Below are 18949 nucleotides of genomic sequence, written 5' to 3' on the forward strand. Positions count from 1 at the left end.
CACCGGTTTTTAGAAGCCTATAGTTTTTTTGCCTGCAGAACATCCACTTAGGTTAAAAGACATAAGGACATAATAATGATTGTTTCAGCCCCCAGCGATTATCGCGAAGCCGCTCGTCGCCGTCTGCCCCGCTTCCTTTTCGATTATATCGACGGTGGCGCGGTGGCGGAAAATACCATGAACGCCAACGCCACCGAGCTTGCCTCGGTAGCCCTTCGCCAGCGCGTGCTGTGCGGGGCGGGCGAACCGACGCTGGCCACCACGATCCTTGATGCTTCATGGGCGATGCCCGTGGCGCTGGGGCCGGTCGGCGCCACCGGGATGTACGCCCGCCGCGGCGAAGTTCAGGCGGCCCGCGCCGCCTCCCGCGCCGGGATCCCGTACACCCTGTCCACGGTGTCGGTCTGCTCCATTGAAGAGGTGGCGAGCCAGGCCAGCGGCGCGCTCTGGTCCCAGCTGTACGTGCTGAAAGATCGCGGCTACATGCGTAATGCGCTGGAGCGCGCGTGGGCCGCCGGCATGAAAACCCTGGTATTCACCGTCGATATGCCGATCCCCGGCTCGCGGTATCGGGATAATCGATCAGGCATGTCCGGGCCGCACGCCACCCTGCGACAGTATCTCCAGGCCTGTACTCATCCACGCTGGGCAATGAGCGTCGGGCTGGCGGGCAGGCCCCTGTCGTTCGGTAATATCGAAGCCTACACCGGCCACAAAATGACCATGGACGACTACATGGGGTTCATCAGCAACAACTTCGACCCGTCCATCGCCTGGCACGATCTGGAGTGGATCCGCGACAGCTGGCAAGGGAAATTAATCATCAAAGGGATCCTCGATACCGACGATGCGCGCAATGCCGTGCGCCTCGGCGCCGATGGCATTGTGGTGTCGAATCATGGCGGCAGACAGCTCGATGGCGCCATCCCCACTGCCCGGGCGCTACCAAGGGTGGTGGATGCGGTCGGCGACGATCTGACGGTGCTTGCTGATTCCGGGGTGCGCTCCGGCGTGGACGTCATTCGCCTGCTGGCCCTCGGCGCGAAGGGCGTGCTGCTCGGACGGGCCTATATTTATGCCCTGGCCGCGGCGGGCGAAGCGGGCGTGGCGCATCTGCTGCGCTTATTTGCCGAGGATATGAAGGTCACCATGACCCTCACCGGCGCGACCTCGCCATCGGCCATCAGCCTCGATTGCCTTGACCGTCTCGAACAGGATCAACATCGCACTCATGCGGTGCCGGTATCCTTACCCGCCTGACGCTGCCCAGGGCCGGGCCTGACCGCGTTTATCGGCCAGGTCCGGCAAGAGGGAATTACCCCTGCGGGTGCAGCGCCGGGTGTTGCACTGCGTCAGCCGGGGGCTGAGGTCGGATGCGGAACCAGATCGCGTACATGGCCGGCAGGAAAATAAGGGTCATGATGGTTCCCCCCAGCGTCCCGCCAATCAGCGTATAGGCGAGCGTTCCCCAGAAGACCGAATGGGTGAGCGGAATGAACGCCAGGATCGCCGCCAGCGCGGTCAGCAGAACCGGGCGGGCGCGCTGTACTGTCGCCTCCACCACCGCGTGGAACGGATCGAGCCCTGCCTGTTCGTTATGGTGGATTTGGCCAATCAGGATCAGCGTATTGCGCATCAGGATCCCCGACAGGGCGATCAGGCCCACAAGAGCATTGATGCCAAACGGCTGATTGAACAGCAGCAGTGTCGGCACCACGCCAATCAGCCCCAGCGGCGCGGTCAGGAAAACCATGACCATCGCCGACAGCGAACGCACCTGCAGGATAATGATCAGCAGCGTGAGGGCGATCATGATGGGAAATAACGGCACCATCGCCCGCGTGGCTTTGCCTGACTCCTCGATCGACCCCGCCGTCTCGATGCGATACCCCGGCGGCAGCGAGTCGATAATGGGCTGCAGCGATTTCATCAGCGCGGTGGAGACATCCGGCGGCTGCAGGTTATCCGCGACATCTCCGCGGACGGTGATGGTCGGCGTGCGATCGCGACGGCGAAGCAGCGGGTCCTCCATTCTGATCGACACGTCGCCAATCTGTGATAAGGGAACCCGCTGCCCGCCGCTGCCCACCAGGGTGAAGTCGGCGATTTTCGCCGGATCCAGACGGATATCGCCCGCCGCGCGGCCGATGACCTGCACGGCGCGAATATCTTCCCGAACGGTGGTGATGGGGATCCCTGACAGCAGGAACTGCAGCTGCTGGGCGACGGACTGGGAGCTGAGTCCGCTCGCCTGCAGCCGGTCCTGATTGAGGCTGAAATGCATCACCGGCACCCGCGAACCCCAGTCGCTATTGACGGTGCGCATCAGCGGACTGGCCTGCAGCACCGATTTAACCCGTTCGGCGATGTCGAGCAAGGTGTGCGGATCGGGCCCCATCACCCGCCAGGCAACCGGATAGGGCGAATAAGGGCCAAAGACCAGCTGGGTGACGCGCACCCGCGCTTCCGGCGCCAGGCCATTGGCCACCGCCTCCCGCAGCCGCCGCTTGAGCGCCTCGCGGGCGTCCTGACCGTCGGTCAACACCACCAGTTTGGCAAAGGAGGGATCGGGCAACTCCGGGGCCATCGCCAGGTAAAAGCGCGGCGCGCCCTGGCCGATATAGCTGGTGACAATCTTCGCCTCCGGCTGCTGCTGCAGCCAGTGCTCAATTTTCGCCGTCGCGGCGCTGGTCTGGATAATCGACGACCCGTAAGGCATCTGTACTTCAACCAGTACTTCCGGACGATCGGAGGTGGGGAAAAACTGCTTTTTCACCACGCTCATTCCCAGTATCGCCACCATAAACAGCACCACCACGCTGGCGGCCACGCGCCATTTGCGGGCGATAACCCGGGTCAGCAGCCGACGGAAGCGCTGATAGCGCGGGGTGTCATACAGCGCGGCGTGGCCTGCCGCCGCGGGCTTTCTGTCCGGCAACAGGTGCACCCCCAGCCAGGGGGTAAAAATCACCGCCACAATCCAGGAGGCAATCAGCGCGATACCGACGATCCAGAACACGTTGCTGGCGTACTCCCCGGCAGTGGACTGCGCAAATCCATTGGGCATAAAGCCAACGGCCGTCACCAGGGTACCGGCCAGCATGGGCGCCGCGGTATGGCTCCAGGCATAGGCGGAGGCTTTGAGGCGGTCATACCCCTCCTCCATTTTGACCACCATCATTTCGATGGCAATGATGGCATCATCCACCAGCAGGCCCAGGGCGAGGATCAGCGAGCCGAGAGTGATGCGGTCGAAGTTTTTGCCGGTCGCCTCCATCACCACAAACACCACGGCCAGAGTTAAAGGCACCGCCGCCGCGACCACCACCCCCACGCGCCACCCCATGCTGACAAAGCACACCGCCATCACCACCAGCAGGGCGACAAAGAATTTGATCATGAACTCATCGACTGCGGAGCTGATATTCACCGACTGATCGGTCACCTTGGTCAACGACATGCCGAGCGGCAGGCTCTGATTGATGCTGGCCGTTTCGGCGTCCAGCGCTTTCCCCAGCGCCAGACCATTCCAGCCCTCGCGCATCACCACCCCCAGCAGCAGCGCCGGTTCGCCCTGATTGCGGATCAGGAAGGTCGCGGGATCTTCATACCCTCGCTCAACCGTGGCGACATCGGCCAGTTTCAGCGTTCTGCCCCCGGCAATAATCGGCGTGTCGCGGATCTGCTGCAGGCGGTCGAACGCCCCGTCGAGGCGGATAAAGATCTGCCCGCCCCGGGTCTCAATGGCCCCGGCGGCGGTCAGCACATTCTGGCTGTTCAGCGCGGCAAAAATCGCCTCTGGCGAAAGGCCCAGGGTGGCGAGACGATCATGAGAAAAGGAGAGATAAATGCGCTCCGCCTGTTCGCCGAGGATATTCACTTTTTTCACCCCGGGCACATGCAGCAGCTGCTGGCGCAGGGCTTCAGCGTCACGCACCAGCTGCCGCGGCGGCTCTCCCCGCGCTTTCAGAGCAAAGAGGGCAAAGGTGACATCGGCGAATTCGTCATTCATCATCGGGCCGGAGACGCCGGCAGGCAGGTTTTTCGCCTCATCCCCGAGCTTTTTGCGCGCCTGATAAAACTGCTCCGGCACCTCGGACGGCGGAGTCTGATCCTGCAGCGACAAGGTGATCAACGCCATACCAGGGCGGGTATAGGTCTCCGTGCGATCGTACCACTTCAGCTCCTGGAGCCGTTTTTCCAGCGGCTCGGCGACCTGATCCTGCATCTCCTGCGCGGTGGCGCCGGGCCAGACGGTAATGACCGTCATTTGCTTGACCGTGAAGGGCGGATCTTCCGCCCGCCCGAGTCCGAAGAACGCCACCAGCCCGGCGACGGAGATGAGGATAATCAAAAACAGGGTCACCGACCGCTCGCGGACGGCCAGCGCGGAGAGATTAAAACGCCCGGCGCTCATGGCTGGCTCCCGGCGGCATTATGCTCGCGTCGTTCCGCCAGACGCACCGCCTCGCCCTGGTGCAGAAGATGGGCGCCCAGGGCGACGATGGGCTCGCCGGGCTTCAGCGGGCCGGTCACCCGCGCCGTTTCATCATTCAGGCCGAGCACGGTCACCGGTTGCCAGGAGACGGTGGCCGGACGCGAGGCAATGCGCCAGACGCCAGGGCCGTTGCCCGGATCGTAGACCGACGCCAGGGGCACCTCCAGCACCTGGCCTGGCGCCTGGTCGCTGCCGATACGCAGGGTCACGGTAGACCCCAGCGGCGCATTCGCCAGCGCCCCGTTCAGCACATAGCGCGCTTCAAAGGTGCGGGTGGTGGCGTCAGCCGCGTCCGAAAGCAGTCGCAGGGTCGCCGTGACCGGCTGAGATTCGCTGCCATAGCGTGTCGCCAGCGCCTCGCTGCCGACCGCCGGGCGCAGCGTCTCCGGAAGCTGCACCCGCGCTTCGCGCTGCCCCGCCCGCGCCAGGCGGATCACCACCTGTCCGGCGCTGACCACCTGCCCCGGTTCGGCAAGCGTTTCCACCACCACGCCGTCAGCGTCCGCCAGCAGTCCGGCATAGCCGGTGGCGTTTTGCGCCACATTGGCCTGCGCCTGGGCCACGCTCAGGTCGGCTCTCGCCGCCTCTGCCGCTGCGTTAATCTGGTCGAATTCCGCGGCCGAGACGGCGCCACTCGCCACCAGGCCGCGATAGCGGGCCAGATCGTTGGTCGCCTTTTTGGCTCGCGCCCGCGCGGCATCCACGGCCCGCTGTTGAGACTGCGCCTGCAAGGTTAAATCAGCCGGATCCAGACGCAGCAGCAGTTGACCGCGCTTGACGCTCTGCCCGGTCTCCACCAGCCGGGCAAGGATTTTTCCCGATACCCGGAAGCCGAGATCGCTTTGGGTACGAGCGACCACCACGCCGGTAAAGGCCCGCGAGCTGGCCTCCGCGCGCTCGACGGTCGCCATCCGGACCAGCGGCGGCCGGGTGCGGGGATCGTCATGATCGGCAGGTTCGCCGCAGCCCGCGAGGGCCAGCGGCAGGAGGCAGATGGCAAGATGGACGGCATTGAGCCTGAGCATGGGTCACCTTAATGAAAAGACCGGACAGTGACCGCATTCTCAGACCAGTGACCAATAAAGTCAATAGTCACCAATCAGGGGGAGAGACTTCTCAGGATCAGGGAGGCAAGCAGCACCGCCGCGGTGGGCGCGGTGTCGAGATTGTATTGCAACTGCACCGGGTTGATGAAAGGACACATCACCATATAGACCGCCAGGGTTGCCTCATCCAGCGGGGTTTTGCGCTCGAACTCACCCGCCTGGCGGCCTTCGACAAGGATTTGACCAATCAGCTGCTGCAGATGACCGGCATACTGTTCCGTTGAAGGCCATTTATCGCGCGCTGCGACGGCGGCGATGTCGTACAGTTTGCGATCCTCAAAAAACAGTTCACTGCCGGCCTCGGTCAGTGCCCGGAACAGGCGGCGCAGTTTCTCGCTGGCGGACGGCGCATCGGCGATAGCCGCGCTGACGGCCACCATGATCTTCTCCAGCCGGCTGGCGCAAATCGCCTCGCCAATCGCCTGCTTGGAGTCAAAGAATTTATAGATATAGGCTTTGGAAAAGCCTATCGCTTTGGCGAGATCGGTGACCGTCGTTTTCTCATAGCCATAGCGACTAAAGTGCGCCATGGCCGCGTCAAGAATCTGGTCCCGAACGCTGTGGTCATGGGGACCACGGCTTGCAGGGGTGGGGGTATTTTTCGTCATCCGTTTAGCTTAATGCGATCGCTATCGTTTGACAACGAGTGACGTTATTATGATTTGGTCACAATAACACCCCGCTCTGTGAACCTCTCGCCGCGTCACGCCTCGCGCACCTCGGTGTTTATCGCGCCGGCGGGCAGACAACCCAGGCCTTGCAGCGTCTGAAGCACCGCGCTGTCGAGTGGGGTATGCGGCTCCGCACCTAAAAAATCAACCAGTTTATCGTTGCGCAGGCGTACCGGCAGACGCCAGAGATAGTGCATCTCGACCATTTCCCGCAGGGTGGCGTTAAAGGGCGCCGCCAGCTTTACCAGCCACCAGGGAAAAGACTTCACTGCCGCTCGGCCGCCATAGCGGGCGACCACCCGCTGGATCGCCTGACTCATTTCGCTGCCGTCCGGGTCCCAGTGGCCCTGCATATGAAAACGAGCAAACGGCTCAAGCTCATGCCTGCGGGCCAACAGCGCGGCGGTGGTGTCGGCGACGTCGGGCAGATAAGCCCACTGATGCCCGACGCCGATCGCCCCCGGGCGGCTAATGACGCGGGGAAGCTGCCCGGGCTTGACCAGCCCCTGAGAAAACCAGTTATTTCCGGCGCGTGGACCAAAAAAATCGCCCGCCCGAACAATCAACGCCCGGCCACCGCGCTGCACGTAATCCTCCAGCGCCTGCTCCATCTCCACCCGAATAGCGCCTTTACGGGTCACCGGTTGCTGAGGGGCCGCTTCAGCAATCAGCGGAAAGGCATCCGGTCCATAGTTGTAGACCGTGCCGGGCAGAACAACTAACGCCCGCTGTTGTTCGGCGGCCTGCAGGGTGTTGTGCAGCATGGGCAGTACCTGTTGCCGCCAGTGCCGGTAGCCCGGCGGATTGACCGCATGGACGATAACGTCGCAACCGGCAGCCGCCGCCGCAACCTGCCCGGCATTCAGCGCGTCGCCGGCTATCCACTGTATGCCATCTGCGGGACCGCGAATCTGAGCGCCGCGCTTCAGCGCCCGAACCTGCCAGTTGTCCGCCACCAGCCGGCGCGCCACTTCCCCGCCAATCCCCCCGCTTGCTCCCAGAATAAGTACTTTGCCGCTGCTGTTCATCCTCTTTCCCCGTTCGCTAATGGATGCTTGACAGCCTACCTGCCGCTCATATCAAATGAAATTGCATGCCATCATCGAGCAGCTATACATTTTTGTATGAATACCTCTATTCCCTGGGAGTGGTACCGAACCTTTCTCGCCGTCCTGCAGGAAGGTTCCTTATCGGGCGCATCGCGCACCCTGAACATCACCCAGCCGACGGCGGGGCGCCATATTGCCGGGCTGGAGGCCGCGCTCGGCCAGGCCTTATTTACCCGCTCGCAGACCGGCCTGCTGGCGACCGACGCGGCGCTGGCGCTGCGGGTGCACGCCGAGGCGATGGACAATACCGCCCGGGCGCTGGAACGCACGGCGGCTAACTTTAGTCGCGACCGAACCGAACTGCGTGGCGTGGTGCGGGTGGCCGCCAGCGAGGTGGTCGGCGCCGAGGTGCTGCCGCCGCTGGTTGCCCGGCTCAGGCAGGCGTGCCCGAATATCGTCATCGAACTGATGCTCTCCAATCGGTTTCAGGATCTGCTTCACCGGGAGGCGGATATTGCGGTGCGGATGGTCGCCCCGCAGCAGGAGCAGCTTATCGCCCGCCGTCTCGGCAGGATCGAGCTTGGGTTACATGCCACCGCCGCCTACCTGACGCGCCAGGGCCTGCCCGCTACCCTCGACGATCTGGCCGGCCACGCGCTGATTGGTTTCGATAGCGCCACCCCACTTGTTCGCCGGGCCCTGCAGGCTTACCCCCGATTTCAGCGCGAAGCGTTCGCGATGCGGACCGATAGCGACCTCGCCCAGTTGAGCCTGATCCGCGCCGGGGCGGGGATCGGCATCTGCCAGGTGCCCCTTGCGGATGGCATTATTCCCCTGCAGCGAGTACTGGCGGCCGACTTTTCCCTGAATCTCGATACCTGGCTGGTAATGCATGAGGATCTGCGCCACAGCCCAACCTGTAAGCGGGTATTTGATTTTCTCGCCCAGGGGTTGCAGGCGTATATTCGTGGCCCACTGGCGAGCTGATCCGCCCCATCGCGCGGGCATTTCATTGCCTGCCGAAATAGTCACTCATTGACACTGTAAATATGGCATTGTATAAAACCCCGCCCCAATAATGAGTTTCATTTGCATTACTCCCATTTGCTGGTCATCCACTCGCCTGTTTACAAGGATAGCGTTTAATGAAGAAGGTCCTCTGCGCGTTAGGCTTGATGTTCACCGCCGTCAGTTCCGCGCTGGCAACAACCTACCCCCTGACGATTGAAAACTGTGGCTATCAGGAGACCTTCACCCGGCCGCCGGAGCGCGTGGTCGCGCTGGGGCAAAATACGGTCGAAATTCTGCTGCTGCTCGGGCTGCAAAAGCAGGTGGTCGCCAGCGCCTTCTGGCCGACCAGCGTTTTACCGCAGCTGGCTGAGCAAAACGCGAAGATTAAAACCCTGACGGTGGAAATTCCGAGCCTGGAATCCGTGCTGGCGCAAAATCCCGATTTCGTTCCCGCCCAGTTACCTCTGCTACTGGGGCCGGAAAGCAAAGTCGCTAAGCGTGAAGATCTCGCTACCGTCGGCGTAAACAGCTACGTCTCACCGGGGATGTGCGCCACCAAAAAGGCCACCGGCGATATGTATGGCAGCCGGCAAAAGCTGTGGGATATGACCTGGCTGTATCAGGAAATTAGCGATTTTGCCCGCATTTTCAACGTCGAAGATCGTGGTCAGGCGCTGATTGCCGATTTCAAAAAACGTGAAGCCGACCTGCGCCAGGAGTTTGGTAAAAGCAAAAAGGATCTCTCCTTCGTCTTCTGGTTCTCCAGCGCCTCACCTTCGGCCGATGCCTATGTTGGCGGCAAAAACAGCGCCTCCGGATTTATCGCCAGTGTGCTGGGCGGACATAATGCGATTACCTCCGAAACCGAGTGGCCCACGGTGAGCTGGGAGAGCATTATTGCCGCCAACCCGGATGTGATCGTGGTCTCCAGCCTGGATCGTAACCGCTGGGCGCTGGATAAGGCCGAGGAGAAGATCAAATTCCTCAAAAGCGATCCCGCCGTCAGCCAGCTGGAGGCCGTGAAAAAAGGCCATATCGTGGTCATGGACGGTCAGGCGATGAACCCGACCATCCGCACGCTTTATGGCGCGGAACAGGTGGGCGAGCAGCTGAGAAAAATGGGGCTGAACTGATGAGCGTCGCCGTGCTTCAGACGCGCCGCAGCATGCTGCTCACCGGCTGGTGTTTACTGGCCGTGATCGTGCTGGCGCTGGTGATAGCGGTGGGCGTCAGCGTCGGCGAGCTGGCCATCCCGCTGCAGAATGTCTTTTACGCTATCAGCAACAGAACCGGCTTAACCGCTGAGCCTCTCAACCGTATCTATGAGAGCGTGATCTGGGATTTCCGCCTCAGCCGCGCGCTGGTCGCCGCCTGCTGCGGCGCAGGCCTCGCTATCTGCGGCGTCGTGCTGCAAAGCCTGCTGAAAAATGCCCTCGCGGAACCCTACGTCCTCGGCGTCTCCGCCGGGGCCTCCACCGGCGCGGTGTCGATCGTGGTGTTGGGCCTTGGCGCTGGCGCGATTTCCCTCTCGGCAGGCGCCTTTGCCGGGGCCTTCGCCGCCTTCGCCTTTGTCGCCTTGCTGACTAACGGCGCGCGCGGCGGCAATGAGCGTACGATTCTGGCGGGCGTTGCCGCATCGCAGTTATTTAACGCCATCACGGCTTACACCATCAGCACCTCCGCCAGCGCGCAGCAGGCGCGCGATGTGATGTTCTGGCTGCTGGGCAGCTTCAGCGGCGTCCGCTGGCCCGAATTCCAGCTGGTCATCGTGGTGGTGCTCGCGGGCCTGGCGGTCTGCCTGTGGTATGCCCGGGCGCTGGATGCATTCACCTTCGGCGATGATGCCGCCGCCTCGCTGGGGATTGCCGTGCCACAGGTACGCCTGATCCTCTTCACCACCGCGGCGCTGATCACCGCCACCATCGTCAGTATGGCCGGCTCGATCGGCTTTGTCGGCCTGGTGGTGCCGCACGTGATGCGCTTCTTCTTTGGCCCGCTACACCGGACGTTGCTGATCGCCAGCGCGCTGGCAGGGGCGATCCTGATGGTGCTGGCGGACATTGCGTCGCGCCTGCTGATTGCCCCGCAGAGTCTGCCCGTTGGGGTGGTAACCGCCCTGGTTGGGGTGCCTTTCTTTGCCGTGATTATCTACCGCTCAAGGAATAAGTGATGAGTATTTGCGCTGAAAATATCACCTGGAAGGCAGGCAAAAAGGTCATCGTCAATAATGTCTCGCTGCGGGTGTCGCGCGGCGAAACGGTCGGACTGCTGGGACCCAACGGCTGCGGCAAATCCTCGCTGCTGCGCGTTCTGGCGGGCCTGCGCCGCCCGGATGCGGGTCGCGTCACCCTCGACGGCCAGGACATCACCCGGATGGCGAAAAAGCAGCTCGCCCGCCGCGTGGCTTTCGTCGAGCAACACGGCATGACCGAGGCCAATATGCGGGTGCGCGACGTCGTGCGCCTGGGGCGCATTCCCCACCACTCCCCGTTTTCAAACTGGAGCGCTCAGGATGATGAGGCGATCACCGCCGCGCTGCAGCGGGTAGCGATGCTGGAGAAAAGCGATCAGGGATGGTTAAGCCTCTCCGGCGGCGAGCGGCAGCGGGTGCATATCGCCCGCGCGCTGGCGCAGAGCCCGAGCGAAATCCTGCTGGATGAGCCTACCAACCATCTGGATATACACCATCAGATGCAGTTAATGCAGTTGATCAGCGAGCTGCCGGTGACCAGCATTGTGGCCATTCACGATCTTAACCATGCCGCGATGTTCTGCGATTCGCTGATCGTGATGCAGCAGGGGCAGATCCTCGCCAGCGGGACGCCGGAGGAGATTTTGTCCGAAGCGCTGCTGTGGGACGTTTTCCGGGTGAAAACCAAAATCGAGATCTCCCCTTACCATGGTAAAAAACACATTCATTTCATCGTTTAGGTTGGGCGGATATGCCTCTCTTCTCCCTGCGCCCTGCGGCAACCCTCTGGCCTCCCGTGTTACTGGGAAGTCAGTTCGTTTTTAATATTGGCTTTTACGCGGTCGTTCCTTTCCTGGCCCTCTTCCTGCGCGACGACATGCTGCTCTCGGGGGGACTTATCGGCCTGATCCTCGGGCTGCGCACCTTCTCTCAGCAGGGCATGTTTATCATTGGCGGGACGCTGGCCGACCGCTATGGCGCTAAGGCCATCATCCTCGCCGGCTGCGTCGTTCGCGTCGCCGGTTATCTGCTGCTGGCATGCGCTACGTCGCTGTGGCCCATTATCCTCGGCGCCTGCCTGACCGGCGTCGGCGGCGCTCTGTTTTCCCCGTCGATCGAGGCCCTGCTGGCGCGGACCGGTACCCACAGCCAGGCCAACGGGAAACGCAGCCGCGCCGAGTGGTTTGCGCTGTTTGCGGTGTGCGGTGAGCTGGGGGCGGTTATCGGCCCGGTGGCCGGAGGGCTGCTGAGCGGGATCGGCTTTCGGCATATCGCCCTCGCCGGCGCGGGAATCTTTCTCCTGGCGCTGCTGGTGCTCTTTTTCTGTCTGCCCGCCGACGGGCACACGACAACAACGCGCAGACGAGTCCCATGGTGGACGCCTTTGCGCCAGCCGCGCTTTGTCGCGTTTATTCTCGCCTACAGCTCATGGCTGTTGAGCTACAACCAGCTGTACCTCGCCCTGCCGGTGGAGATCCAACGTTCCGGCGGTCGTGAGCAGGATCTGGCGCCGCTCTTTATGCTGGCTTCGCTGTTGATTATCACCCTGCAGCTCCCTCTCGCCCGCTTCGCCCGACGAATTGGCGCCGTGCGCATCCTGCCGGTGGGCTTTCTGCTGCTGTCGGCTTCTTTTGTCAGCGTGGCGTTATTCGCCGCCACCCCGCCCGCCGAAGGCTGGTTGCGATTAGTACCGTCGGCCTGCTTTGTCACGCTGCTCACCCTCGGCCAGATGCTGCTGGTGCCCTCAGCCAAGGATCTGATCCCCCTGTTCGCTGAGGAGTCGACGCTGGGCGCCCACTACGGGGCGCTCGCCACCGCGGGGGGGTGCGCGGTGTTAGCCGGAAATTTACTGCTCGGTCATTTGCTTGACCAGGCGCTCACCCCCTCGCCGCAGGCGGTTTATCCCTGGCTCCTGCTGGCGCTGTTTCCGCTGTGCAGTGCCGTCGCCCTGCGGGCGATCTGCCGCCCGCTGGCGGCAACATGACGCTGAGCGGGCAACAGCCCGCTCAGGAGGTGAACCGGCGATGAGTGACACCGCCAGAGGAAGATAACGGGAATGCGCCCCGCCTTACTTTGCCGCCAGCTCGCGGCGAACGATCTCGGCGCCGGCGCTCAGGGCATGCAGTTTGCCGGTCGCGACATGGCGCGGCAGCGGCGCCATACCGCAGTTGGTGGACGGGTAGAGTTTGTCGGCATCGACGAACGCCAGCGCCTTGCGCAGGGTTTCAGCCACCTCTTCCGGGGTTTCGATAGCATGACTGGCGACATCGATCGCCCCGACCATCACCTTTTTACCGCGGATCAGTTCCAGCAGATCCATCGGCACCCGCGAGTTGTGGCACTCGAGAGAGATAATATTGAGGGAGGATTTCTGCAGCTGCGGGAAGGCCTCCTCATACTGTCGCCACTCAGAACCCAGCGTTTTTTTCCAGTCGGTATTCGCCTTGATGCCGTAGCCGTAGCAGATATGCACCGCCGTCTCGCACTTCAGCCCTTCGGTCGCTCTTTCTAAGGCGGCGATCCCCCAGTCGTTGACTTCATCAAAGAAGACGTTGAAAGCCGGCTCATCGAACTGAATAATATCGACCCCGGCGGCCTCTAACTCTTTCGCTTCCTGATTAAGGATTTTGGCGAACTCCCAGGCCAGCTTTTCCCGGCTTTTATAGTGGTTGTCATACAGCGTGTCGATCATGGTCATTGGGCCTGGCAGCGCCCATTTGATCGGCTGACTGGTGAGCTGACGCAGATAACGCGCGTCCTCCACGAAGACCGGTTTCTGGCGCTCCACGGCGCCCACCACGGTTGGAACACTGGCCTCATAGCGGTTACGAATTTTCACGATCTCGCGTTTGGCAAAATCAACGCCGCTGAGGTGCTCAATAAAGGTGGTGACAAAGTGCTGCCGCGTTTGCTCGCCGTCGCTGACAATATCGATCCCGGCACGCAGCTGGTCGTCGAGGGACAAACGCAGGGCATCGCGCTTGCCGGCCAGTAATTCGTCGCTGGACAGTTTCCAGGGCGACCACAGGGTCTCTGGCTGCGCCAGCCAGGACGGTTTCGGTAAACTGCCGGCGGTCGATGTCGGAAGCCATGTTTTCATAATAAGTAGCCTTTTATTTTGGTTTAGCAAAGCGCGAAGTTAGCAGACCATTGCTCAAGCAACGTCTTGTGCGGGTTGATAAAATGTTGTTGTGTAAATTTACCCTGCTCTATCGCCAACAGGCTGCGCTCTTCCCGGTCATAAACAATTTTTGTTAATGAATGATCCAGGTGGTTGAGATTGGGTTGATAGTATTGCCCCGCCGCGGAATTGGCATTGTAGATCTCCGGGCGGTATATTTTCTGGAACGTCTCCATCGTGCTGATGGTCGCGATCAGCTCCAGGCTGGTGTAATCGCTGAGCAGATCGCCGGTAAAATAAAAGGCTAACGGCGCGACACTGTGCTTCGGCATAAAATAGCGCACCTGCAGGCCCATTTTGCTGAAATAGCGCTCCGTCAGCGACACGCCATCCTGAGCATATTCAATGCCGAGGACCGGATGTTCATTACCGGTACGCCGGTAAACATCTTTGCTGGAGACGCTCAGGCAAATCACCGGCGCCTTGCTGAAGCTGGCCTTATAGGCGCTGGATTGCACGAAATCCTTAAAGATATTGCCATGCAGCTCGCCAAAGTTATCGGGCACGCTAAAGCTACCCCGGTTTTTATTATGTTCCAGCAGCAGCACGCTAAAATCATAATCCCGCACATAGGAGGAGAAGTTATTACCGGCGATACCGGCATGGCGCTCTCCGCTCTTTTTATCGACAATATGCGTTTGCAGGATCTCTATCACCGGGAAGCTGGCGCCATTCTGAGCAATATTCATCTCGACAGAAATAATATCCAGTTCCACCGCATAGCGATCGTTATGAGGATTATCCCAGTGCGCCAGGGTATTAAACCGGTTATTCATCATGATTAACGTATTGCGCAGATTTTCCTGACGGTTCTCCCCTCTGGCTAAATTGGCAAAGTTGGTGGTAATACGCGTATTTTCCGCGGGGTTATAGTTTTCATCAAAACGACTGCGCTTAATCGTATAGGTAAATTCGTTAGTCATGGCGATTGTCCATTCTGGTGTTGGGTATGAAGCTGAATGAGCAGATTGCCATTCCACAAGCAACGCGGGGTCAGGCCTGGCGCGCTTCAACCGATAAATGTTGTTGATTCGTTAATGAGTCTATTTTTGCCAGAGTCGGCGGTGGAGGGAAAGCGACTTAAATTCATTGCAACATGAGCCATCCTCATGTTGCTCCGCTGAGCGCTGGTTGCAAGGTGTGGAACCGGTCGTGGTGATGGCGCTATGGTCAGGCGCGGGCAACTCAGGCAACGTCTGGCGAATAATCATTTGTCCAGTGAATATATGCCAGGGTACAATCTTTAACCACTATAATACGTGCTTTGACGTCGCCGCCGTGCCGTACCCGTTTGCTGGAGCTTTTGTCGTAAAGAATGATTGTTGATATCAGTATTATGTCGATGTGCATGGCCGTGCTGCTGATTATGAGCGTACTGCTGAACTAAAATGCTTCCCCAATGACACAAGCTCTCATCTGACCTTCACATTCGCGAAGAAAAAAGGAGATTCAGAGGATTCGCGTCGCATGGGATTGTCCCGCCTGCCGCCGCCCTCTACTCTTTTGATACTTGCTAATCGAGGAATACCAGATGAAAAAAGCTATGACTGCCCTGTTCGCCATCGCCGCGGTTGCCGCCGCCAGCGCCTTTGCGGCCGATAAAACCGACGTCCCGGCGCCCGCCGTTGATAACGGGGCCCGCCCCCCGCTGGAGATGGGCCGTGGCCCCCTGCCGCCGTTCCCGCCGCAGCTTCCGCCGCACAGACCGGTGCTGTTTTCGGCCACGGTAGCGACCGATACGCCGGCAGAAACCATTAACAAACTGACCGCGCTGATCCCGGCCAGCCCGGCGAAGCACTACGAAGTTCACGTTGAGGTGGTGCCCGTTACCGGGGATGCCGACGGGCAATAGCCCTTGCGCGGGTCGCCTGACCTGGGCACTGCAATAAAAAAAGCTGCCGCTTATCGCGGCAGCTTTGTTAACGAGAATGAAACAGAATGGCAGAGAATTAACTGCGCACTTTCCGGTAGATAAACAGCACGACCAGCGCGCCGATTACCGCAACCACAAAGCTGCCGAAATTAAACCCGTCGACCTTGCCAAAACCAAACAGGGTACTGATCCAGCCGCCGACCACGGCGCCGATGATCCCCAGAATAACGGTGACAATAAACCCGCCGCCGTCTTTCCCCGGCATAATCCACTTGGCTAAAATACCGGCAATAAGTCCAAAAATGATCCAGGAAAGAATACCCATGGTTAACCGTCCTCTTGTTACCTTTAAGCATTTAGTATTGAAAAGAGTAGCATATATAACGCGAGTGGATCGGCAATAATATATTTATTAGATAATTCCTTGCCGCTGCAGGGTGGTCCGTGCGACAAAATCTCTGGTCCTGACAAACCCGTTACCGTTTATTACCCTGAAAAAAGGGAGGCTATTCGCCTCCCGGTCACGGCTTATATTACTGCGGTGGTTAGCCGCGATGAACAGCATAATCGCGACTGTTCGTCGAAGATTTCGATTTGCCAGACCTGATGACGAGTGCCGACATGCAGCGCTTTACAGACCCCCCGCACCCGGCCCCCGCGCGCCGAACGAATGTGGTTGGCGTTAACCTCCAGCCCCACCACCTTCTGTTCGCCTTCGCTGCACAGATAACCCGCTACCGACCCCAGGGTCTCCGCCAGCACCACCGAGGCCCCGCCGTGCAGCAGGCCAAACGGCTGCTGCGTACGGCTATCCACCGGCATCGTGGCCTCCAGCGTATCGTCGGTAAAGGTCTCAAAGCGAATATCGAGCAGCCCTACCATGTTTCCCTCACCGAGCCGGTTGAGCTGCTCCAGCGTGGCCTGACGTTTCCAAATCATCCTATTATCTCCAGTAACGCCTGCAGCGGATGGCGAACGCCGCTGCCTTCAATGCGCTTCACCTGACTGCGGCAGGAGTAGCCCGTCACCAGACAACGGTTACGCGGCAGCCGCTGCATCGCCTGCTGCCAGGAGAGCGCGTAAATGGCCAGCGAGTTGGCATGGTTTTTCACTTCATGGCCATAGGTCCCTGCCATCCCGCAACACCCAACGCTGACGTTTTCCAGTTTCGCGCCAAAGTGGGCAAAAATCTCTGCCCACTGTTTTGTCGCCGCCGGTAGCGCGGTCACTTCCGTACAGTGACCGAACAGGTACCAGGGCTCGCCTCCCTGTTCGGGACGGGCGGCGGTCGTCAACGCCTTCGGCAACCACTCATGGACTAACAGCACCTGGAAATCGCCGCGCTTATCGCCAAGGGTTTGCTTATACTCATCGCGGTAGCAGAGCACCAGCGCCGGATCGACGCCGACCAGCGGCATGCCAAGCTGCGCCACGCGATTGAGGAAGTCAGCCGTCTTCTGCGCGGTGCGAGCAAAGCGGGTGAGGAACCCTTTGATATGCTGCGCTTTGCCGTTCGGCGAGAATGGCAGCAGCACCGGCTGATAGCCTAGCGCTTCGACGAGGCGAATAAAGTCAGCCACCACCTGGGCGTCGTAGTAGCTGGTGAACGGATCCTGCACCACCAGCACCATCTTCGCTTTCTGCTCAGCGCTCAGCGCTTCGAGCTGCTCCAGCGTCATGTTGGCAGAGCGGTGGCCGGCCATCTGCTGCTTCAGCGACGGCGCCGAAAGCAGCGGCAGATCGACCATCCCGATGTGCTTCTCCGACAGCTTTTTCAGCCACGGCTGGTTAATAAAAAAGTTAAAAGTCTTCGGCGCCTGCGCCATCAGCGGCGCATAGGATTCGACCGAGGCCACCAGATGGTCGCGTACCGGGCGCAGGTAGCGGCTGTGATACAGCTGCAGGAAGCGCGAACGGAACTCGGGCACATCGATTTTGATCGGGCACTGGGTCGAACAGGCTTTGCAGGCCAGACAGCCGGACATCGCCTCTTTGACCTCGTGCGAGAAGTCATATTCCCCTTTACGCGCATGCCAGCTGTTCCGCGTGCGCGCCACCAGCGAACGCAGGCTGACGCCCTGCTCCGGCAGCGCCTTCTCCAGCTGGTTGGGATCGACGCCGCGGTCGGCCAGCAGGCGCAGCCATTCACGCACCAGCGTCGCGCGCCCTTTCGGCGAGTGGATGCGCTGGTTGCTGACTTTCATCGACGGACACATCGGACTCTTGACGTCAAAGTTGAAGCACAACCCGTTGCCATTACACTCCATCGCCCCGCGCCAGCTGCTGCGCACCGCGATGGGGATCTGCCGATCCCAGGTGCCGCGCTTCACCGCATCGACTTTCATCATCGGCGCGTCGACCCCTTCCGGAGGACAGATTTTCCCTGGGTTCAGGCGGTTATCGGGATCGAAGACTGCTTTGATCTTCCTAAGTTCGCCGTACAGCGCCTCGCCAAAGAAGGCCGGGCTGTACTCCGCGCGGAAGCCTTTGCCGTGTTCGCCCCACAGCAGGCCGCCATACTTCGCCGTCAGCGCCACCACGTCATCGGAGATCTGCTTCATCAGCACCTCCTGCTGCGGATCGCACATATCCAGCGCCGGGCGCACGTGCAGCACCCCGGCATCAACGTGGCCAAACATGCCGTAGCTCAGGCCGTGGCTGTCGAGCAGCGCGCGGAACTCGACGATGTAATCCGCCAGATGCTCAGGCGGTACGCAGGTGTCTTCAGCGAAAGGAATAGGCTTGGCGGCGCCTTTGGCATTGCCCAACAGGCCGACGGCCTTCTTGCGCATGGCGTAGATCCGCTCTACGCCATCGAGATCGTGACAGACCTGCCAGCCGATGACGCCCGCCTCGCTGCCGGCCATCAGCTCATCCAGCCGCTGGCACAGGGTAGTGACCTGCTGGTCAATCAGCGTAGCGTCATCCCCGGCGAATTCGACGATATTGAGCCCGAGCATCTCTTTATCCGGCACGTCGGTGATCAGTTCGCTTACCGAGTGCCAGACGATATCCTCGCGCGCCAGATTCAGTACCTTGGAGTCGACAGTCTCCACCGACAGCGCTTTCGCCTGCACCATAAAGGGCGCATTACGCAACGCGGAGTCAAAGGAGTCATATTTGACGTTGACCAGACGGCGCACCTTCGGCAGGCGGGTGATATCCAGCCGCGCTTCGGTAATAAACGCCAGCGTGCCTTCCGAACCGGTTAAAATACGGGTCAGATCGAACTCGCTCATCTCATCGTTAAAGACATGGCGCAGATCGTACCCGGTGAGGAAGCGGTTAAGTTTAGGAAACTTATCAATGATCAGTTCACGCTGCGTCTTGCAGCGCTGGTAGACCGTGTTATAGATTCGGCCAATCGTC

General features: G+C 60.6%; 16 protein-coding genes. 7 read left to right on the forward strand and 9 right to left on the reverse strand.

Going from position 1 to position 18949, the window contains the following annotated elements; all coding sequences use genetic code 11:
- Nucleotides 1-75 precede the first annotated feature (75 nt).
- The gene (gene lldD, locus NKJ21_RS26060) at nt 76-1260 is read left to right on the forward strand and encodes an FMN-dependent L-lactate dehydrogenase LldD (protein WP_064171091.1); all 1185 of its coding nucleotides are present in this window, start codon (nt 76-78) and stop codon (nt 1258-1260) included.
- A 55-nt stretch (nt 1261-1315) separates the two neighbouring features.
- On the opposite strand, the gene NKJ21_RS26065 is transcribed toward lldD, so the two are convergent.
- The 4 genes from NKJ21_RS26065 to NKJ21_RS26080 form a co-directional block, all read right to left on the reverse strand.
- Nucleotides 1316-4417 carry an efflux RND transporter permease subunit gene (locus tag NKJ21_RS26065; RefSeq protein WP_239270507.1) on the reverse strand — a complete coding sequence of 1034 codons (3102 nt, stop codon included), beginning with the start codon at nt 4415-4417 and terminating at the stop codon, nt 1316-1318.
- On the reverse strand, nt 4414-5523 hold the full coding sequence (locus NKJ21_RS26070) for an efflux RND transporter periplasmic adaptor subunit (protein ID WP_239270508.1): 1110 nt from the start codon (nt 5521-5523) through the stop codon (nt 4414-4416). Before NKJ21_RS26070 ends, NKJ21_RS26065 begins: the two co-directional genes overlap by 4 nt.
- 74 nt (nt 5524-5597) lie before the next feature.
- The gene (locus NKJ21_RS26075; protein ID WP_004143215.1) at nt 5598-6212 is read right to left on the reverse strand and encodes a TetR/AcrR family transcriptional regulator; all 615 of its coding nucleotides are present in this window, start codon (nt 6210-6212) and stop codon (nt 5598-5600) included.
- Between the two features lie 95 nt (nt 6213-6307).
- Entirely contained in the window at nt 6308-7303 is a 996-nt protein-coding gene (locus tag NKJ21_RS26080; RefSeq protein WP_239270509.1) for an NAD-dependent epimerase/dehydratase family protein, read from the reverse strand.
- A gap of 96 nt (nt 7304-7399) precedes the next feature.
- On the opposite strand from NKJ21_RS26080, the gene NKJ21_RS26085 reads away from it, so the two are divergent.
- The 5 genes from NKJ21_RS26085 to NKJ21_RS26105 all read left to right on the forward strand — a co-directional run bounded on the left by NKJ21_RS26085 (nt 7400) and on the right by NKJ21_RS26105 (nt 12510).
- Nucleotides 7400-8311 carry a LysR family transcriptional regulator gene (locus NKJ21_RS26085; protein ID WP_155010837.1) on the forward strand — a complete coding sequence of 304 codons (912 nt, stop codon included), beginning with the start codon at nt 7400-7402 and terminating at the stop codon, nt 8309-8311.
- Between the two features lie 158 nt (nt 8312-8469).
- A complete protein-coding gene (locus tag NKJ21_RS26090; RefSeq protein ID WP_012967850.1) occupies nt 8470-9468 on the forward strand; it encodes an ABC transporter substrate-binding protein in 999 nt (332 codons plus the stop codon).
- Complete coding sequence (locus NKJ21_RS26095; protein ID WP_012541383.1) at nt 9468-10505, forward strand: iron ABC transporter permease; 1038 nt, start codon at nt 9468-9470, stop codon at nt 10503-10505. Before NKJ21_RS26090 ends, NKJ21_RS26095 begins: the two co-directional genes overlap by 1 nt.
- A complete protein-coding gene (locus NKJ21_RS26100) occupies nt 10505-11266 on the forward strand; it encodes an ABC transporter ATP-binding protein (RefSeq protein ID WP_049010329.1) in 762 nt (253 codons plus the stop codon). Before NKJ21_RS26095 ends, NKJ21_RS26100 begins: the two co-directional genes overlap by 1 nt.
- 56 nt (nt 11267-11322) lie before the next feature.
- A complete protein-coding gene (locus NKJ21_RS26105) occupies nt 11323-12510 on the forward strand; it encodes an MFS transporter (protein WP_163589907.1) in 1188 nt (395 codons plus the stop codon).
- A gap of 84 nt (nt 12511-12594) precedes the next feature.
- On the opposite strand, the gene NKJ21_RS26110 is transcribed toward NKJ21_RS26105, so the two are convergent.
- Both NKJ21_RS26110 and NKJ21_RS26115 read right to left on the reverse strand, forming a co-directional pair.
- Nucleotides 12595-13626 carry a methionine synthase gene (locus NKJ21_RS26110; protein WP_239270510.1) on the reverse strand — a complete coding sequence of 344 codons (1032 nt, stop codon included), beginning with the start codon at nt 13624-13626 and terminating at the stop codon, nt 12595-12597.
- Between the two features lie 23 nt (nt 13627-13649).
- Nucleotides 13650-14630, reverse strand: a complete 981-nt coding sequence (locus tag NKJ21_RS26115) for a DUF1852 domain-containing protein (RefSeq protein ID WP_016161304.1) — start codon at nt 14628-14630, stop codon at nt 13650-13652.
- A gap of 608 nt (nt 14631-15238) precedes the next feature.
- Here NKJ21_RS26115 and NKJ21_RS26120 point away from each other — a divergent pair.
- Nucleotides 15239-15559, forward strand: coding sequence for a hypothetical protein (locus NKJ21_RS26120; protein WP_008804451.1), 321 nt, complete (start codon nt 15239-15241; stop codon nt 15557-15559).
- 97 nt (nt 15560-15656) lie between these two features.
- Here the strand turns inward: NKJ21_RS26120 and NKJ21_RS26125 are convergent, their stop codons facing one another.
- From NKJ21_RS26125 to NKJ21_RS26135, 3 genes are all read right to left on the reverse strand, one after another.
- On the reverse strand, nt 15657-15905 hold the full coding sequence (locus NKJ21_RS26125) for a GlsB/YeaQ/YmgE family stress response membrane protein (RefSeq protein WP_002909014.1): 249 nt from the start codon (nt 15903-15905) through the stop codon (nt 15657-15659).
- Nucleotides 15906-16108: 203 nt separating this feature from the next.
- Nucleotides 16109-16519: a 1,4-dihydroxy-2-naphthoyl-CoA hydrolase gene (gene menI, locus NKJ21_RS26130; protein ID WP_008804450.1), complete on the reverse strand. Its 411-nt coding sequence runs from the start codon at nt 16517-16519 to the stop codon at nt 16109-16111.
- Nucleotides 16516-18949: FAD-binding and (Fe-S)-binding domain-containing protein (locus NKJ21_RS26135; protein ID WP_254733354.1), on the reverse strand; the 2434-nt coding region annotated here is incomplete at its 5' end. The genes NKJ21_RS26135 and menI, both read right to left, overlap by 4 nt.

This window comes from Klebsiella sp. SWET4 (assembly GCF_024296565.1).
Classification (GTDB): Bacteria; Pseudomonadota; Gammaproteobacteria; order Enterobacterales; family Enterobacteriaceae; genus Klebsiella; species Klebsiella variicola.

Excerpts from the sequence above, each read along its gene's own strand:
- NKJ21_RS26090 (WP_012967850.1), top strand. The coding sequence starts at position 8,470 with ATGAAGAAGGTCCTCTGCGCGTTAGGCTTGATGTTCACCGCCGTCAGT.
- NKJ21_RS26070 (WP_239270508.1), bottom strand. The coding sequence starts at position 5,523 with ATGCTCAGGCTCAATGCCGTCCATCTTGCCATCTGCCTCCTGCCGCTG.
- NKJ21_RS26080 (WP_239270509.1), bottom strand. The coding sequence starts at position 7,303 with ATGAACAGCAGCGGCAAAGTACTTATTCTGGGAGCAAGCGGGGGGATT.
- NKJ21_RS26115 (WP_016161304.1), bottom strand. The coding sequence starts at position 14,630 with ATGACTAACGAATTTACCTATACGATTAAGCGCAGTCGTTTTGATGAA.
- menI (WP_008804450.1), bottom strand. The coding sequence starts at position 16,519 with ATGATTTGGAAACGTCAGGCCACGCTGGAGCAGCTCAACCGGCTCGGT.
- NKJ21_RS26065 (WP_239270507.1), bottom strand. The coding sequence starts at position 4,417 with ATGAGCGCCGGGCGTTTTAATCTCTCCGCGCTGGCCGTCCGCGAGCGG.
- NKJ21_RS26125 (WP_002909014.1), bottom strand. The coding sequence starts at position 15,905 with ATGGGTATTCTTTCCTGGATCATTTTTGGACTTATTGCCGGTATTTTA.
- NKJ21_RS26085 (WP_155010837.1), top strand. The coding sequence starts at position 7,400 with ATGAATACCTCTATTCCCTGGGAGTGGTACCGAACCTTTCTCGCCGTC.
- NKJ21_RS26095 (WP_012541383.1), top strand. The coding sequence starts at position 9,468 with ATGAGCGTCGCCGTGCTTCAGACGCGCCGCAGCATGCTGCTCACCGGC.
- lldD (WP_064171091.1), top strand. The coding sequence starts at position 76 with ATGATTGTTTCAGCCCCCAGCGATTATCGCGAAGCCGCTCGTCGCCGT.
- NKJ21_RS26110 (WP_239270510.1), bottom strand. The coding sequence starts at position 13,626 with ATGAAAACATGGCTTCCGACATCGACCGCCGGCAGTTTACCGAAACCG.
- NKJ21_RS26075 (WP_004143215.1), bottom strand. The coding sequence starts at position 6,212 with ATGACGAAAAATACCCCCACCCCTGCAAGCCGTGGTCCCCATGACCAC.
- NKJ21_RS26100 (WP_049010329.1), top strand. The coding sequence starts at position 10,505 with ATGAGTATTTGCGCTGAAAATATCACCTGGAAGGCAGGCAAAAAGGTC.
- NKJ21_RS26120 (WP_008804451.1), top strand. The coding sequence starts at position 15,239 with ATGAAAAAAGCTATGACTGCCCTGTTCGCCATCGCCGCGGTTGCCGCC.